14 protein-coding genes and 1 pseudogene are annotated in these 17,041 nt (G+C 68.4%); 5 read left to right on the top strand and 10 right to left on the bottom strand.

The genetic code is table 11. From position 1 onward, the window contains the following. The first annotated feature begins 423 nt into the window (after positions 1–423). The gene (locus GWI24_RS04765) at positions 424–990 is read left to right on the top strand and encodes a dihydrofolate reductase family protein (RefSeq protein ID WP_127353997.1); all 567 of its coding nucleotides are present in this window, start codon (positions 424–426) and stop codon (positions 988–990) included. Positions 991–1,161: 171 nt separating this feature from the next. On the opposite strand, the gene GWI24_RS04760 is transcribed toward GWI24_RS04765, so the two are convergent. The 4 genes and pseudogenes from GWI24_RS04760 to dnaB form a co-directional block, all read right to left on the bottom strand. Then, positions 1,162–2,448 carry an FAD-dependent monooxygenase gene (locus tag GWI24_RS04760; protein WP_210944631.1) on the bottom strand — a complete coding sequence of 429 codons (1,287 nt, stop codon included), beginning with the start codon at positions 2,446–2,448 and terminating at the stop codon, positions 1,162–1,164. A 270-nt stretch (positions 2,449–2,718) separates the two neighbouring features. Next, on the bottom strand, positions 2,719–3,402 hold the full coding sequence (locus GWI24_RS04755; RefSeq protein ID WP_210944630.1) for a maleylpyruvate isomerase N-terminal domain-containing protein: 684 nt from the start codon (positions 3,400–3,402) through the stop codon (positions 2,719–2,721). Next, a pseudogene (locus tag GWI24_RS44885) lies at positions 3,399–3,548 on the bottom strand (M15 family metallopeptidase); the annotation flags it as partial. The pseudogene GWI24_RS44885 and the gene GWI24_RS04755, both read right to left, overlap by 4 nt. Positions 3,549–4,201: 653 nt before the next feature. Next, complete coding sequence (gene dnaB / locus GWI24_RS04745; RefSeq protein WP_037954653.1) at positions 4,202–5,680, bottom strand: replicative DNA helicase; 1,479 nt, start codon at positions 5,678–5,680, stop codon at positions 4,202–4,204. A gap of 460 nt (positions 5,681–6,140) precedes the next feature. On the opposite strand from dnaB, the gene GWI24_RS04740 reads away from it, so the two are divergent. Continuing rightward, positions 6,141–7,481, top strand: coding sequence for an MATE family efflux transporter (locus tag GWI24_RS04740; RefSeq protein WP_210944629.1), 1,341 nt, complete (start codon positions 6,141–6,143; stop codon positions 7,479–7,481). A 158-nt stretch (positions 7,482–7,639) separates the two neighbouring features. Here GWI24_RS04740 and rplI read toward each other — a convergent pair whose 3' ends face one another. From rplI to rpsF, 4 genes are all read right to left on the bottom strand, one after another. Beyond that, the gene (gene rplI, locus GWI24_RS04735; RefSeq protein WP_020869991.1) at positions 7,640–8,086 is read right to left on the bottom strand and encodes a 50S ribosomal protein L9; all 447 of its coding nucleotides are present in this window, start codon (positions 8,084–8,086) and stop codon (positions 7,640–7,642) included. An 18-nt stretch (positions 8,087–8,104) separates the two neighbouring features. Further along, a complete protein-coding gene (gene rpsR / locus GWI24_RS04730) occupies positions 8,105–8,341 on the bottom strand; it encodes a 30S ribosomal protein S18 (RefSeq protein ID WP_003978893.1) in 237 nt (78 codons plus the stop codon). 85 nt (positions 8,342–8,426) lie between these two features. Then, positions 8,427–9,014, bottom strand: a complete 588-nt coding sequence (locus tag GWI24_RS04725) for a single-stranded DNA-binding protein (RefSeq protein WP_037954647.1) — start codon at positions 9,012–9,014, stop codon at positions 8,427–8,429. 83 nt (positions 9,015–9,097) lie between these two features. Then, the gene (gene rpsF, locus GWI24_RS04720) at positions 9,098–9,388 is read right to left on the bottom strand and encodes a 30S ribosomal protein S6 (RefSeq protein WP_210944628.1); all 291 of its coding nucleotides are present in this window, start codon (positions 9,386–9,388) and stop codon (positions 9,098–9,100) included. Positions 9,389–9,617: 229 nt separating this feature from the next. On the opposite strand from rpsF, the gene GWI24_RS04715 reads away from it, so the two are divergent. The 3 genes from GWI24_RS04715 to GWI24_RS04705 all read left to right on the top strand — a co-directional run bounded on the left by GWI24_RS04715 (position 9,618) and on the right by GWI24_RS04705 (position 12,270). After that, positions 9,618–9,935 (top strand): hypothetical protein, encoded by a 318-nt coding sequence (locus GWI24_RS04715; protein ID WP_210944627.1) that lies wholly within the window; start codon positions 9,618–9,620, stop codon positions 9,933–9,935. 118 nt (positions 9,936–10,053) lie between these two features. Next, complete coding sequence (locus GWI24_RS04710) at positions 10,054–11,172, top strand: peptidoglycan bridge formation glycyltransferase FemA/FemB family protein (RefSeq protein WP_210944626.1); 1,119 nt, start codon at positions 10,054–10,056, stop codon at positions 11,170–11,172. A gap of 66 nt (positions 11,173–11,238) precedes the next feature. Then, positions 11,239–12,270, top strand: coding sequence for an alanine racemase (locus GWI24_RS04705; RefSeq protein WP_164435752.1), 1,032 nt, complete (start codon positions 11,239–11,241; stop codon positions 12,268–12,270). 54 nt (positions 12,271–12,324) lie between these two features. Here the strand turns inward: GWI24_RS04705 and GWI24_RS04700 are convergent, their stop codons facing one another. Together GWI24_RS04700 and GWI24_RS04695 are read right to left on the bottom strand one after the other, a co-directional pair. Beyond that, the gene (locus GWI24_RS04700) at positions 12,325–13,809 is read right to left on the bottom strand and encodes a glycosyltransferase family 87 protein (RefSeq protein WP_210944625.1); all 1,485 of its coding nucleotides are present in this window, start codon (positions 13,807–13,809) and stop codon (positions 12,325–12,327) included. A 214-nt stretch (positions 13,810–14,023) separates the two neighbouring features. Beyond that, positions 14,024–16,696, bottom strand: a complete 2,673-nt coding sequence (locus GWI24_RS04695) for a transglycosylase domain-containing protein (RefSeq protein ID WP_210944624.1) — start codon at positions 16,694–16,696, stop codon at positions 14,024–14,026. Positions 16,697–17,041: the final 345 nt, after the last annotated feature.

Genomic DNA, 17,041 nt, shown 5'->3' with positions numbered 1-17,041 from the left:
ACGAGCACCCCGTTGGGCTCCCCGCTGAAGAGCTGATCACGACTGCCGTACATGTCGTCCCAGAACTGTCTGTCCATGCCCACCAACCTGCCCCCACCCAGGACAACCTGACAAAGTTCTTTGCGAGAGCAGCAAAGTGTGGGTCGGACAGCGGTGCAGGGTCTCGCCGCTCGTGACCTGTCGATCTTGCGTGACCTGGGCGTTCTTGGCTGTCTCACGGCCTTGTCACCCATGAACAGTCTCAAATCCGTAGCATTTCCCCGCGAGGGCGAGGTCGAGATCAGGCGGCTTGTCCGAGTCGGCCGAGTACACCGCGCTGAGCCCCGAACACGAGGACTACCGGCGAGCCCAGATCGCGCACCGATGAGTTTCCCGCGCCGCGCTGGTCTATACGCCGGAGACCCACGGATGGAAGGCTGCGCCATGCGGAAACTGATCTACGGCATGAACCTGACCCTGGACGGCTACATCGCCGCGGCCGGCGACGACATCGGCTGGAGCGGACCGCCGAGCGACGAGCTGTTCCAGTGGTGGCTCGACCACGAGCAGGCGAGTGGCCTGTCGCTGTATGGGCGCAAGCTGTGGGAGACGATGAGCTCCTACTGGCCAACCGGCGACCAGCAGCCCAACGCCACCCCGGCGGAGATCGAGTTCGCGCGCAACTGGCGGGACACGCCGAAGGTGGTGTTCTCCTCGACGATCGACAAGGTCGACTGGAACACCCGCCTGGTCACCGGCGACGCGATCGCCGAGATCACCCGGCTCAAAGCCGAGGACGGCGGCCCAATGAACATCGGCGGCGCAACGCTCGCCGGGGCGGCCATGCGCGCCGGGCTGATCGACGAGTACGCGATCGCCGCCTATCCGGTCCTGGTGGGCAGCGGCACGCCGTTCTTCACCGCGCTGGACAGCTGGGTGAACCTGAACCTGGTGGAGACGCGGACGTTTCCCGGCGGCGTGGTCCTGACCAGGTACGAGACGAGGCGCTGAGCGGCAGCACCGATTCTCATCCGTCTTGTCAGTTTTCCGAGCCAACACCGCCTCATCGGAACGTGGCCTGGCCGCCGAACGGGCGCTCCAACGCGCACCATGTGGCATGAGCGGAGGTCGTCCGGCGGTGTCCTACCGAAGCGTGGTCCCTCTCGACACGTGATGTGACACCTACGGCTTGGCCGACGAGGTGATCGGCGATCCGGCCGGGGCTGCGGAGTCCACCCCCGCGTAGTCGGGCAGCTCGACGCCGTTGATCGCGCGCCCGACCAGCTCCGTGAACCATTCGCTGGCGAAATCGGGGCGCGGCTCGGCGTCTGGCCCGGGGACGTCGCGGCTGCGGGCGTTCAACCGGCCGATCTCCTGGTTGGCCTCGACGAACGAGCGCATCCGCGCCTCGTAGCGGGCGAACCCGGCGTCGGGGTCCCATCCGGCAGCGGCCAGCTCTCCGGCCAGCAGGTAGGCACCGACCAGTGCCAGCCCGGTGCCCTGCCCGGACATCGGCGACGAGCTGAACGCCGCGTCCCCGAGCAACCCCACCCGTCCACTCGACCAGCGGTCCATCACCACCTGGGCGACCTGGTCGAGGTAGAAGTCCGGAGTGTCGTCCAGGTGCGCGAGGATGTCCGGGGTCAACCAGCCCAGGCCCGCCATCCGCTCCCGCAGCAGGACCTTCTGGGCCGCTACGTCACGGTGGTCGACGTCGAAGTCGGCCGAGGCGAAGTAGAACACGGCCATCGCCCGGGTGGCGTCCTGGATGGGCCGCAGGAGGGCGGAGCGCCCGGACTCCTGATCCTGGTACTCCAGCAGCCAGTGGTCCAGCCCGAACTCGTTGGGCACACTGTAGAAGGCCAGCGCGTGCCCGAGGTGGCGGAGGAACCGCTCATGCGGCCCGAAGACCATCGCTCGCAGCTCCGAGTGCGGCCCGTCTGCCCCGACCACCAAGTCGAAGCGCCGCCGGTTGCCGCCCGCGAAGACCACGTCGACCCCGTCCGCGTCCTGTGCGAGCTCGGCGATTCGGTCGCCGAAGACGTACTCGACGCCGTCGCGGGTGTCGTCGTAGAGCACCTGGGACAGGTCCCCGCGCAGGATCTCGATGTCCGCGATGAACCCGTCGCCACCGTCGTCGTCCACGCGGAAGGTCTCCAGCACCTGCCCGTCCGCGTCCACGGTGTGCGCGCCGGCGGTGTCGGTGCACGCCGCGCGCACCGCCGGGTCCAACCCCATGCGCCCGATGACCTCCCTGGCGACCCCGCGCGCGTCCACCGCCTGCCCGCCGGGACGCAGCTCGGGAGCCCGCTCCACCACGGTCACCTCGGCCCCCCGCCGGCGCAGCCAGTGGGCCAGCGCGGGTCCCGCGATGCTCGCCCCCGCCACCAACACCCTGGGACCGCTCACCCGCGTCCCCTGCCCGCCCGTCCGGATCGCGTGCCCCTGGTCGGAGTCGTCGGCGCTCATCACAGCCTCCATGTGCTTCCTCCCGCGCTGGAACGTCCCCAGCACAGGCCCACCGCTGTCGGTGTATCCAGCCGTATCGACCACGGATCCGCACAAAACTCATCGGTCACGGCAGACATTGATGAGGAACGCCAACTCCGATGAGACTCACATCAACGTCTCACGGTGACGCTCGGTGGCATAGCTTCCGTCTCACGGACGTGTCATTTCCTCGGGCGACGGCCACGGTCCCCCGGCCCGACGCCCTGTAGATCCACTCCAACGACGTTTTCACCCCAGCGCGAGCCACCGGATGCCCAGGCGGTCGACGTCACCCGCTTCTTCCCTTGTGATCGGCTCACGTCCGGTCGCCTTGCGCAGGAAGCGAAGCTGCCCCCAGCCCAGCTTCTCCAGTGCCGCCACGCCATCCGGGTCGAGCAGAAGGTCCTGCACCAGATCTGCGGCCTGGGAAGTCAGCCACGGTTCGCGTCCCAAGGCGTCGGCCAGGTCCAGGCCGTGCAGGGCGACCTCAACCACCCGCGTCAGCAGGAACTCCGACAGGAGCATCGGATCGCCATGCCTGGTGCAGACCACGCGCCCTTCCGGCTCAGCACGGCATAGTCGGTCCACACGCCGCCAAGTGGCTTTGAAGTCCTCGACGAGCGCGGTGCCACTCACTTGCTCGGCCGCATGAGCCTGGGCCAGAGCGATCCGAGCCGCGTTGGTTTCCGGAGCGAAACGGTCGTCGGGCCGGTAGTACTCCGCTGCCGAGACCTCGGCACGAGTCGGCGCCGGTGCGGTCAGCATGTCGGGAAGCCAGGCAATCACCACCCGAACATGCGCCAGCAAGTCGCACGCTTTCCACGGTTCACACCGCGTCGGCAAACGCCACTCAGCCTCCGAAACCTCAGTCATCGCCCGCGCGAGTTGCCCGGCCTCAAGACGAAACGCTTTAACTACCCGATCGTGGTTCATACCGTATCCAGTTCCTTGGGCCCGTAATGGGCGGCATCCGCTCCCGTCATCAAGGCCCAGTAACGGTCTCCGTATGACCAGTGCCACCACTCTGTGGGGTAGTTGACCAGGCCAGCAGCGGTAAGCGCCGTGCCCAGGATGTCTCGATCATCGACGAGCAGAGAGTTGTCCCGTCGCACATCGACGAGCCGTTCACCACACTCCTGAACGGCACGGCTGCGACCCTCGGGTCGGACATCAAGACGATCTCAGTCATGACGCGATCATCTCGTGGCCTTGTGCCTCCATAGCTCTCTTCCCCTCACTCGCCGAGGAAGGACTCTCGGCCTGCCACTGCCTGTGTTGTTGCGGCCATCAGTCTGGGGCGGTGAGACGCTTGGTGGCCTCTGCCACCTTCCTGCCGAGGGAGTGGGCCGCATCCTGCGGCCTCGTTCAGCACGTTCAGCACGGTCTGAAGCAGGAAGGGCTGAGCCACGATGCCGTGGACGCTGCGATCGAAGTCTGCGAAGAGCAATCGGGCCGGCTCCAGGCGGGATTCGTAGAGCACGTGGTCGCGCGTGGTCGCTGACCAGTAGGTACCCGATTAGTGCTTCTGCCCTCGGTGCCAGCGGAAAACCCCAGACCGTGGTTCGTACGACCGGACTCTCCGCCGTCGAGAGCAGACGCCTGAGTTTCGAGCCAAGGAGCCCGAAAGAGTGAACGCGCCGACCTGCTTGTCTCACGGCCGCTTCATAAGTGCGGCCGATATGAAGCGGAGCGTGAGACTGTGCAGCGAAATCTGAGGCGCTACAAGCGGCTGTCAGGTCTGGGCCATGTCCACGAAGCGGGAGTAGTGACCCTGGAAGGCCACCGTGATCGTGGCCGTCGGACCGTTACGGTGCTTGGCCACGATCAGGTCCGCCTCGCCCGCGCGCGGCGACTCCTTCTCGTAGGCGTCCTCGCGGTGGAGCAGGATGACCATGTCGGCGTCCTGCTCGATGGATCCACTCTCTCGGAGGTCCGAGACCATCGGCTTCTTGTCCGTGCGCTGCTCGGGGCCTCGGTTGAGCTGGGAGAGCGCGATGACCGGTACTTCCAGCTCCTTGGCCAGCAGCTTCAGGTTTCGCGACATGTCCGAGACCTCCTGCTGACGGCTCTCGGGGCGCCGGGCGCCGCCGGACTGCATCAGCTGGAGGTAGTCGATGACGACCAGTTGGAGGTCATTGCGCTGCTTGAGGCGGCGGCACTTGGCGCGGATCTCCATCATCGACAGGTTCGGGGAGTCGTCGATGTAGAGGGGGGCCTGGGAGACGTCCGGCATCCGGCGGGCCAGCCGGGTCCAGTCCTCGTCGGTCATGCTGCCCGAGCGCATGTGGTGGAGCGCCACCCGGGCCTCGGCGGAGAGCAGACGCATGGCGATCTCGTTGCGGCCCATCTCCAGGGAGAAGATGACGCTCGGCATGGCGTGCTTGATGGAGCAGGCGCGCGCGAAGTCGAGGGCCAGGGTGGACTTACCCATGGCGGGGCGGGCGGCGATGACGATCATCTGGCCCGGGTGCAGCCCGTTCGTCAGGGAGTCCAGGTCGGTGAAGCCGGTGGGCACGCCGGACATCTGCCCGCTGCGCGAGCCGATCGCCTCGATCTCGTCGAGCGCGCCCTCCATGATGTCGCCGAGCGGCAGATAATCCTCGCTGGTGCGCTGCTCGGTGACGGCGTAGATCTCCGCCTGGGCGTTGTTGACGATCTCGTCGACGTCCCCGTCCGCCGCATATCCCATCTGGGTGATGCGGGTGCCGGCCTCGACGAGGCGGCGCAGCACGGCGCGCTCGTGGACGATCTCCGCGTAGTACTCCGCGTTGGCGGCGGTGGGGACCGACTGGACGAGGGTGTGGAGATACGAGGCGCCGCCGACCCGGGCGATCTCGCCGCGCTTGGTCAGCTCCGCGGCGACCGTGATCGGGTCGGCCGGCTCGCCCTTGGCGTAGAGGTCCAGGATGGCCTGGTAGACGGTCTCATGGGCGGGCCGGTAGAAGTCATTGCCCTTGAGGACCTCCACCACATCGGCGATGGCGTCCTTGGAGAGCAGCATGCCGCCGAGGACGGACTGCTCGGCGTCGAGGTCCTGGGGCGGAACGCGCTCGAAGCCGGAGCCCTCCCAGGGGGAGCCGCCGCCTCCGTCGCGGTCCTGGCCGTCGCGGCCCCGGCCGCCGCCCTCACCGCGGCGGAAGCGGGGGGACGGGAACCGGTCGGACGGGCCGGAGTCCGCCCATGGGTCGTCCATGGGCTCGGGCACGCTCACCCCGCCACCTCCTCCCGTCCGCGAAGCGAACCTCGCCGTGCCCGTCCTTCTTACGGCACGGCTATGACACAACTGAGCGGCCGGCTTTCCGGACACGGCGCATCGGAGGCTGGGGGTTCCAGGGCCGGATCGGGTGGCGGGCGCCGGACCACGTTAGGCCCGTCGGGACCGCCAGCCAACTTGGTTATCCACAGGGCATGTGGATGATGGGATCCATCCTGTGGGTAAGTCGCGCGAACCTGTGCACGGGCCGGGGGACAGTGCTGTGGACAAACACACAATCACCCCGAGAGTCCAGGCCTGACCTGCGGTTTCTCTATCCAGTGGCTGTGCAGAAGAAAAACTTCCGCCCCCAGCGCAAGATCACGACAAAGGGCGCAGAGAAGATCGTCCCGCGCGCCGCCCTGTAAGGACCAGGAGCAGCTTGTGTCTCTTACCTGTGGACGATTACATTGCCCTCATGACACAGGCCCCCACGAGCGCGCGGAGCACCCCGCGCCACCACGACCGCGAGATCATCGCACTCGCGCTTCCCGCCTTCGGCGCACTCGTGGCGGAACCCCTCTTCGTCATGGTCGACAGTGCCGTCGTCGGCCATCTGGGCACCGCCCAGCTGGCCGGTCTGGGCGTCGCCGCGGCCCTGCTCGCCACCGCCGTCAACATCTTCGTCTTCCTCGCCTACGCCACCACCGCGGCGGTGGCCCGCCGGGTCGGCGCGGGCGACCTCGCCGGAGCGATACGTCAGGGCATGGACGGCATCTGGCTGGCCCTGCTGCTCGGCGCCGCCGTCATCGCCGTGGCGCTTCCCACCGCCCCCGCCCTCGTCGACCTCTTCGGCGCCTCGGACACCGCCGCGCCCTACGCCATCACCTATCTGCGGATCAGCACCCTCGGCATCCCCGCGATGCTGGTGGTGCTCGCCGCCACCGGTGTGCTGCGCGGCCTCCAGGACACCCGCACCCCGCTCTATGTCGCCATCGGCGGCTTCGGCGCCAACGCTGCGCTGAACGCCACCCTGGTCTATGGGGCCGGGCTGGGCATCGCGGGTTCGGCCTGGGGCACGGTGATCGCCCAGAACGCCATGGCCGCCGTCTACCTCGTCGTGGTCATCCGGGGTGCTCGGCGCCATGGCACCTCGCTGCGGCCCGATGCCGCGGGGATCAGAGCCTGTGCCCACGCCGGGGCACCGCTGCTGATCCGTACGCTCTCGCTGCGCGCCGTGATGCTGATCGCGACGGCCGTGGCGGCTCGCCTCGGCGACACCGACATCGCCGCTCATCAGATCGTGCTCACCCTGTGGAGCCTGCTGGCGTTCGCCCTGGACGCCATCGCCATCGCGGGACAGGCGATCATCGGACGCTATCTGGGCGCCGGCGACGAGGAGGGGGCACGGGCCGCCTGCCGTCGCATGGTGCGGTGGGGCATCGCCTCGGGCGTGGCGCTGGGCCTGCTGGTGGTCGCCTCCCGGCCGCTGTTCATCCCCCTGTTCACCACCGACTCCGCGGTACGGGACGCCCTGCTGCCCGCCCTGCTGGTGACCGCCCTCATCCAGCCGGTCTCGGGTGTGGTCTTCGTCCTCGACGGCGTGCTGATGGGCGCGGGCGACGGGCCGTATCTGGCCTGGGCGATGATCGCCACGCTGGCCGTCTTCGCCCCGGTGGCGCTGCTGGTGCCCTCGCTCGGCGGGGGCCTGACCGCGCTGTGGTGCACCATGGCGCTGATGATGTCGGTCCGGATGGCGACCCTGTGGCTGCGCACCCGCTCCGGCCGCTGGATCGTCACCGGCGCGGTACGAAGCTGAGCCCACGTCCGGCCACTCAGCCCCTGGCACGGCGGAGGGCAACGCGGCGGAGGGCAGGCACGACAGAAGACCGACACAGCGGAGGGCCGCACCCACAACAGGGGTGCGGCCCTCCGGTGCACTGTGCACGGTGCCGGCGGCGACCGTCACGGCCGTCGTCAGGCGGCGACGACCTCGACGCCGACCTTGGCGGCAACCTCGGCGTGCAGCCGGACCGAGACCTGGTGCGCGCCCAGGGTCTTGATCGGGGACTGCACCTCGATGCGGCGCTTGTCCACCTCCGGGCCACCCGCGTCCTTGATCGCCGAAGCGATGTCGGCCGGGGTGACGGAGCCGAACAGCCGGCCGGCGTCGCCGGCACGTGTCTTCAGCCGCACCTTGACGCCCTCGAGCTGAGCCTTGACCTCATTGGCCTGCTCGATCGTGGCGATCTCGCGGATGCGACGACCGCGGCGGATCTGCTCGACGTCCTTCTCGCCGCCCTTGGTCCAGCGGAGCGCCAGACCACGCGGGACCAGGTAGTTACGGGCGTAACCGTCCTTGACGTCCACGACGTCACCGGCGGTGCCGAGGCCGGAGACCTCGTGGGTGAGGATGATCTTCATGAGTCAGTCACCCTTCCCTTATCGCGCGGTGGAGGTGTAGGGCAGCAGCGCCATCTCACGGCTGTTCTTCACGGCCGTGGCGACGTCACGCTGGTGCTGGGTGCAGTTGCCGGTGACCCGGCGGGCACGGATCTTGCCGCGGTCGGAGATGAACTTCCGCAGCAGGTTCGTGTCCTTGTAGTCGACGTAGGAGATCTTCTCCTTGCAGAACACGCAAACCTTCTTCTTAGGCTTGCGAGCAGGCGGCTTCGCCATTGTCTCTCTCCAGTGTGATCAAGAAGTGTGTGCTGGTCGCCCTGACCAGACCGCGCGCTGTTTCACGTGAAACAACGCCTCGGGTCTAGAAGGGCGGCTCGTCCGAGTAGCCCCCGGAGTTGCCGGAGCCGCCGCCCCAGCCACCACCACCGCCGCCCTGGCCGCCGGCCGGAGCGCCGGTCGCCCACGGGTCGTCGGCCGGAGCGCCGCCGCCCTGCTGCTGGCCGCCGCCGCTGGGGCCACCGCCCCAGCCACCGCCGCCCTGGCCGCCACCGCCACCGCCACCGTAACCACCCTGACCACCGCGACCGGTGGTCTTGGTGACCTTGGCTGTGGCGTTGCGCAGGCTGGCGCCGACCTCGTCGACATCCAGCTCATAGACCGTGCGCTTGATCCCCTCGCGGTCTTCATAGGACCGCTGCTTCAGACGGCCCTGCACGATGACGCGCATGCCGCGCTGAAGGGACTCGGCCACGTTCTCCGCGGCCTGCCGCCACACCGAGCACGTGAGGAAGAGGCTCTCGCCGTCCTTCCACTCGTTGGTCTGCCGGTCGAAGGTACGGGGAGTGGACGCGACGCGGAACTTCGCGACCGCCGCACCGGACGGGGTGAAACGCAGCTCGGGGTCGTCGACGAGATTGCCGACGACCGTGATGACGGTCTCGCCTGCCATTGGGGGAACCTCTCGGCGGGTACTGCTGGGCTGCTTGCTACTCGTTGCGATTCGGCCCCGATGACCGCTGAACGCTTATGCGGTCAGTGGGTCTCGGGACGGAGGACCTTGGTCCGGAGGACCGACTCGTTCAGGTTCAGCTGGCGGTCGAGCTCCTTGACGACCGCGGGCTCGGCCTGCAGGTCGATGACCGAGTAGATGCCCTCGGGCTTCTTCTTGATCTCGTACGAGAGACGACGACGGCCCCAGGTGTCGACCTTCTCGACCTTGCCGCTGCCCTCACGGACGACGGAAAGGAAGTTCTCGATCAGCGGGGAGACAGCGCGCTCCTCGAGATCGGGGTCGAGGATGACCATCACCTCGTAGTGACGCATGTGGAACCCACCTCCTTTGGACTCAGCGGCCACGGTCGTTCCGTGGCAGGAGGGTCGTGATGCGTATCCGCTTCGGCGCCAGTACAGACACCACCGCGGACGGTACACAGTACCCGGCTCCGGCCGCCCGCTTGAAATCCGGGCGTCTTGGCCCGCAATCTGTACACATCGGGTGTGAGCGGCGTAACAGTTCGCCGCCTTGCTCTATGTGCCTACCTGGAGGTGCCCCATGGCACAGGCAGCACGATCCCACCACGGCTTGTTCACCTTCCTGGACACCGACGGCAAGTCGCATCCCGTAGAGAACACGGTCGCCGTGGTGACCGTGGTGATCGGCGTGATCGCCTTTGTCACGGCTCATTTCCCCCACCTCCACCTGGTCAGCTCATGGGTCGGGCTGATCGGGATGATCAGCGGTGCCTGGGGCCAGCTGAGGTCCGTGACCACCGGGGAGCGGTTCCTGCTGATCATCGGGCTCGGTGCCGCCGGGGTCGGCTTCTATCTCGGCATGGCACATGGAGGGCTCTTCGGCGGCCTGCTGGGCTGAGCCCGCCCGGAGCCCGGTTGTCCCCGGGCCCGAACGGGGCGTGTCCCGGTCGCAGTAGGCTTCGGCGCGAGAGCCGGAGCCCCGACCCTGGGGACAAACCTGCCGAGGAGCGCCCCACATGAGCCTGACCCTGAGGACGATCAGCCGAGAGCAGCATCTGGCGTACATCCAGAGCCTGCCGGCGGCAAGCCACATGCAGGTGCCTGCATGGGCTGACGTCAAGTCGGAGTGGCGCTCGGAGAACCTCGGCTGGTTCGACGCCACGGGTCAGCTCGTCGGCGCCGGTCTCGTCCTCTACCGTCAGCTGCCCAAGATCAAGCGCTATCTCGCCTATCTCCCCGAGGGCCCGGTCATCAACTGGTACGCCCCCAACCTCGAGGACTGGCTGCGCCCGATGCTCGCGCATCTGAAGCAGCAGGGCGCCTTCTCCGTGAAGATGGGCCCGCCGGTCATCATCCGCCGCTGGGATTCCGCCGCGATCAAGTCCGGCATCCAGAGCCCCGACGTAAAGCGGCTGCGCGATGTCGAGGCCACCTTCATCGAGCCGCGCGCCTTCGAGGTGGCCGAGCGGCTGCGGCGCATGGGCTGGCAGCAGGGCGAGGACGGCGGGGCCGGCTTCGGTGACGTCCAGCCGCGGTACGTCTTCCAGGTGCCGCTGGAGAACCGCTCCCTCGAGGATGTCCACAAGGGCTTCAACCAGCTGTGGCGCCGCAACATCAAGAAGGCCGAGAAGGCCGGTGTCGAGGTCGTCCAGGGCGGCTACGAGCATCTGCCCGAGTGGCAGCGGCTCTATGAGATCACCGCGGAGCGCGACCACTTCCGGCCCCGCCCGCTCAGCTACTTCCAGCGCATGTGGACGGCCCTCAACACCGAGGACCCCAACCGGATGCGGCTGTACTTCGCGATGCACGAGAACGAGGCCGTGGCCGCCGCCACGATGCTGATCGTCGGCGGCCATGTCTGGTACTCCTACGGCGCCTCCGCCAACCACAAACGCGAGGTCCGGCCCTCGAACGCGATGCAGTGGCGGATGCTCCGCGACGCCTACGCGCTGGGCGCGACCGTCTATGACCTGCGCGGCATCAGCGACTCCCTCGATGAGACGGATCATCTCTTCGGCCTGATCCAGTTCAAGGTGGGCACCGGCGGGCAGGCTGCCGAATACCTCGGCGAGTGGGACTTCCCGCTCAACAAGCTCCTGCACAAGGCGCTCGACATCTACATGTCCCGCCGCTGACCACGATTCGCTGTCTCCCATACCTCCAATACACCGCGGCTACGAGAAAGGTTCCGGGACCGGCCAATGGCGCTCACCCTCTACGTCGACACCGCTCGCTGGCGGGCGCATCAGCAAACGGTGATCCAGCAGTTCCCGGGGATAGTCCCGGTCTGCAAAGGCAACGGCTACGGCTTCGGCCATGAGCGGCTGGCCGAGGAAGCCGCCCGCTTCGGCAGCGACATCCTCGCGGTCGGAACCACGTACGAGGCCGCCCGGATGAAGGACTTCTTCAGCGGTGACCTGCTGGTGCTCACCCCCTTCCGCCGCGGTGAGGAGCCGGTGCCGCTGCCGGACCGGGTGATCCGCTCGGTCTCGTCGGTCGACGGCGTCTACGGCCTGGTGAACGCGCGCGTGGTCATCGAGGTCATGAGCAGCATGAAGCGGCACGGCGTCACCGAGGAGGACCTGCCCAAGCTGCACGCCGCGATAGAGAACGTCCGGCTGGAGGGGTTCGCCATCCACCTCCCGCTCGACCGCACCGACGGCCTGGACGCGGTCGAGGAAGTCATCGCCTGGATGGACCGGTTGCGGGCGGCGCGGCTGCCGCTGCACACCATGTTCGTCAGCCACCTCAAGGCCGAGGAACTGGCCCGGCTTCAGCAGCAGTTCCCGCAGACCCGCTTCCGGGCGCGGATCGGCACCCGGCTGTGGCTGGGCGACCACGATTCGACGGAGTACCGGGGCTCGGTGCTCGACGTCACCAGGGTCTCGAAGGGCGACCGCTTCGGCTACCGCCAGCAGAAGGCCGCATCCGACGGCCATCTGGTCGTGGTCGCGGGCGGCACCTCCCACGGCGTCGGTCTGGAGGCGCCCAAGGCGCTGCACGGAGTGATGCCCCGCGCGAAGGGGGTCGCCCGCGCCGGTCTGGCGACGGTCAACCGCAACCTCTCGCCGTTCGTGTGGGCGGGCAAGCAGCGGTGGTTCGCCGAGCCGCCGCACATGCAGGTGTCCATCCTGTTCGTGCCCAGCGATGTCCAGGCACCCCAGGTGGGGGATGAGCTGGTGGCGCATCTGCGGCACACCACGACGCAGTTCGACCGGCTTTTCGACCGCTGAGCCCACGCCGCCGGGAGGGGCTCCGCACCGCAGGGAGGGGTTCCGGTCCGGGGCTCACTCCCGGTGGACGCCCCAGTCCACCAGCGCCGCGCCCTCGTAGCGGGACGCGCGCCGCGCCTCTCCCAGCACGAACGCGTCCGGGGCCCGGTCCAGCACGCCTCCCCCGGGGTCGTCCGACCCGTCCCGGCGCACCGGGTCCCGCTCCGGCACCAGCGCGTCCCGGATGATCAGGGCGCACAGATACAGCGTCCCCAGCAGATGCACGGCGATCGCCAGCTGATAGCCCTCCGCGGGCAGCCCCCGGTGCTGGTCGCCGCTGCCCGTGTACGCGAGGTACATCCAGATCCCCAGGAAGTACATGACCTCGCACGCCTGCCAGACCAGGAAGTCCCGCCAGCGCGGCCTGGCCAGTGCGGCCAGCGGGATCAGCCACAGCACGTACTGCGGTGAGTAGACCTTGTTGGTGAGCACGAACGCCGCGACGATCAGGAAGGACAGCTGGGCCAGGCGCGGACGGCGCGGGGCGCACAGGGCGAGCGCCGCCACCCCGAGGCAAGCCAGGGCCATCAGCACGGTCCCGTAGGTGTTGACGTCCTCCAGGGAGTTCCCGGTGCGCTGGGAGATGATCAGCCACACGGAGCCGAAGTCCACGGGGCGCTCCTGGCTGAAGGTGTAGAACGTCTTCCAGCCGTCGCGGATGTGCAGACCGCCCTGCGTGCTGACCATCACGGGGAGGTTCACCACGAGCCAGGCGGCCAGGGCTCCGCCCGCGGCCGTCCAGAAGGCCCGCAGCCGCCCCGCCCTCAGGCAGAGCACCAGCAGCGGGCCGAGCAGCAGCGCGGGGTAGAGCTTGGCGGCCGTCGCGAGCCCCAGCAGCACACCGGCGGCCAGCGGACGGCTGCGGGACCACATCAGCAGGGCGGCGGCCGTAAGGGCGACGGCGAACAGGTCCCAGTTGATGGTGGCCGTGAGCGCGAAGGCGGGAGCGAGGGCGACCAGCAGCGCGTCCCAGGGGCGGCGGCGGTGCGTACGGGCCACACAGACCGCGATGACCGCGGTGCAGACCATCAGCATGCCCGCGTTGACCAGCCAGTAGATCTGCTCGCGGTCCTGGATGGAGCCGCCGTGCGGGGTCATCCAGGAGGCGACCTCCATAAAGAGGCCGGTGAGGACCGGATACTCCAGGTACTGCATCCCGCCCGAGACGTTGTCCGGTATCCGGTTGAAGTACGGGACGAGGTCGAGGGCGAAGCCGCGGCCGTTGTAGAGGTGCGGTATGTCGGAGTAGCAGGCGTGGGTGTACTGGGCGGTGGCCCCGTAGAACCAGCCGCCGTCGTAGCACGGCAGCTTCTGCACCATGCCCAGGGCGAACATGCCGATGGCGACGATCGCCACGATCCGCACCGGGGTCCACCAGCTCGTGCCGAGCAGGGCCCGGCGCCCGGTCGGCCCACCGATCAGCTCGCTGCCGGACGCGGCCACCGGGTCCTCGGAGGTCGGCCTGACGGGCTGGGCCTGTGGGTCCTCGCGCACGCTCATGGCCCCATCCTGCCGTACGAGCCCCTCCGGAGGAGTCAGGACCGCCCCAGCGGCCGCTGAGCGCGCCGCGGACGCCCGGCCGGGCTCCGAGTCGGGGAGAGGCGTATCAGGGGCGCAGAGAGCCGTCCAGGGCCTGGAACGGCGTCGGCCGCGCCGGAGCGGGTTCGCTCCGGCGCGGCCGGCGAGGGGTGAACGGGTCGTACGGGACCGCGGGCTATTCCTCCCTGCGGGCCCCGGACGGGCCGCCGAATATGCCCCCGGGGCCGCCCGGGTCCTCCGTGGTCGGCGACGTGGACGGACCTCCCGGACCGCCGTTGCCGTTGCCGCCGTTGCCGTTACCGCCGTTGTCCTTGCAGTCCAGGTCCAGCGGGTCACAGGTGTCCGTCGGGGTCGGGCTGCCGGACGGCGACTCCGAGGGGGACTCCGACGGAGTTTCCGAAGGCGACTCCGACGGGGACTCGGACGGCTTCTCCGTCGTCGGGGTCGGGCTCGGGCTCGCGTCCTCGCCGAAGACCTTCTGCCCGATCGGGGTGGCCGCGGGGAAGTCCTTGACCGGCACTCCCTTCAGGGCACCGCGCATGTAGTCGGCCCAGATCTCCGCCGGGAACGACGCACCGTGGATCGTCTTCTGGCCGCCCACACCGCGCATGGACAGGAACTTCTGGCTCTTGGCCTGGTCGTCCACCCGCCACATGCCGATCGCGGTGGACAGCTGCGGGGTGTAGCCGGAGAACCAGGCCGACTTGTTCTCGTCGGTGGTTCCGGTCTTGCCCGCGACCGGACGGCCGATCTTGGCCGAGGTGCCAGTGCCGCGCTGGACCACGTTCTCCAGGACGTCGGTGACGTTGTTCGCCACGTTCGAGTCGAACGCCCGCTTGACCTCGGCCTCCTGCTTGTGGTCGTAGACGGTGCCGTTCTTGTCCTCGACCCGCTCCACCGAATACGGCTCGGCCTGCTGGCCGCTGGCCGCGAAGGTGGCGTACGCCCCGGCGAGCCGGATGGCGCTGGGTGCGGAGGTGCCGAGCGAGAACGTCGGGGTGATCGAGGACAGCTGCTCCTTGTTGAGGCCCGCGGCCAGGGCCGCGTCCCGCACCTTGTCGGTGCCGACGTCCATGCCCAGCTGGATGAACGGGGTGTTCACCGAGTACTGCATCGCGGTGCGCAGGCTGATCGGGCCCTTGTCCTCGTCACCGTCGTTCCGCTGGTGCCACTCCTTGCCGTCCTTGTCGTGCCAGACGGTTCCGTCGTAGTCCCGCAGGGTCACCTTGTTGTCGCCGTTGTAGACGCTGCTCGGCGAGACCAGGGTGCGCTCGGAATCGGGTTGGTCCCGTGGGCCCTTCGGATCGCGGGCGCCATTGGTCATCGCGGCGGCCATCACGAAGGGCTTGAAGGTCGAGCCCACCTGGACACCGGTGTAGTCGGCGTTGTTGCGGTAGTGCTCCAGCGCGTTCTTGCCGCCGTAGATGGCAAGGATCTTGCCCGTCTTGGGCTCCACCGAGGCGCCGCCGAACTGGACGTGCTTGTCCACCTCGCGCTCCTTCGGCTTGATGTTCTCCTTGGAGACCTTCTCGACCGCCCGGGTCAGCTCACTGATCTTCTTCCGGTCGAAGGTGGTGTGGATCTGATAGCCACCCTTGTCCAGTTGTGACTTGCTGATGCCGGTGTTGGCGATGATGTAGTTGTCGGCGAGGTCGGTGAGGTAGCCGATCTGGCCCTGCTTGTTCGTGGCCACCTTGGGGTTCTGCGGCATCGGGAAGCCCTTGCCGATCCACTTCTGGGCCTCGGTCCTGCTCATCCTGTGCACGGCGACCTCACGCCGCAGGGTCCACTCCCAGCGCTGCTTGGCGCGCTTGGTGTTGGCCTCCTTGGTGGCGGCGGCGCCATAGCCGCCGTTGGGGTCGTAGAGGTTGGGGCCGTTGAGCGTCGAGGCCAGGAAGGCGCTCTGGCTGGGCGTCAGCTTCGAGCAGTCCCGGTCGAAGTAGGCGCGGGCGGCCGCCTGGCAGCCGTAGGCACCGCGTCCGTAGTACGCGGTGTTCAGATAGCTCCCGAGGATGTAGTCCTTGTCCTTGGTCGCGCCCACCTTTATGGAGATGAACAGCTCCTTGACCTTGCGCGTGAGCGTCTGTGACTGGTCGAGGTAGGTGTTCTTCACGAACTGCTGGGTGATGGTCGAACCACTCTGGGTCGCCCCACCCTTCGCCATGTTGACGACCGCGCGGGCGATACCCATCGGGTCGACGCCGCTGTCGTCGTAGAAGCTGGCGTTCTCCGCGGAGATCACCGCGTTCTGCATGGACTTGGGGATCTTGCTGAGGGGGACGATCTGGCGGTTGAGGTCACCACCGCCGGAGACCACCATCTGCTTGCCGTCCGCCCAGTAGTAGACGTTCTTCTGGGTCTGGGACGCGGCCTGGGCGGTCGGCACCTCCACCAGCCACAGACCTATGCCGACGGCGCCGAGCAGCACCGCGAAGAAGAAGATGAAGGTTCCCGTCACCAGCCTCCAGGACGGAACCCAGCGCCGGAAACCCGACCGCCCACGGCGCGGGTAGTCGATGAAGCGCTTCTTGCCGGGGGGCCCATCGCCGCCCGGGCCACGTCCGCGGCCGCCGCCGGTCCCCCGCCGGCCGCCTCCGCGACCGCCGGGGCCCGCGCCGGCCGCGCTCGCGTCGGATCCTCGTCTACGGCCACCGCCACGTTGGGCGGCACGGCGGGCCGCCGCGCGGCCACCGTAAGGGCGCTCTTCCCCCTGCGGGGTGGCACCCGACCCGGCTGCGGCGTTGTGCGTCGGTGCTGCGCGGCGGCCGGACGACTGCTGTCCGGCTCGCCGGGCCGCTGCTCGTCCGCCGCCTTGGGGTTGCGGCGGCTTGCGACGGTGCTCGCTCATGGAACGACTTCTCCTCGGGCAGGCGCTATCGCCTGAAAGCGGCAGATGGCTTCCGGTCCCCCCAATGTGCGATCCGGTCGCACCAGGCAACCGGACGCACTGCATCCGGGACGAGGACGCATCGCGGCGTCACTTGGTTCCCATAGGTCTGCATGGCGAACAGAGTACGCACGGTCAAAACCCGCCCAGCCGCCACCTTCACTCCATAACCGTCAGATTGAGTGTCTCGAATTGGTGATGTGACGGCGTTCACCGTGGTCCCTCTTGTCCCTCCCCGCGCACGGTTCTATCGTCTTGATGTATCGAGTCGATACATCAGCTCGACATAGCGGGCCTGGAGGAGAG

Source organism: Streptomyces sp. MK37H (genome assembly GCF_018035285.1).
In the GTDB taxonomy this organism is placed as follows: domain Bacteria; phylum Actinomycetota; class Actinomycetes; order Streptomycetales; family Streptomycetaceae; genus Streptomyces; species Streptomyces endocoffeicus.
The sequence above is the reverse complement of the archived record's forward strand: the minus strand, read 5'-3'. Positions and strand labels throughout refer to the sequence as shown.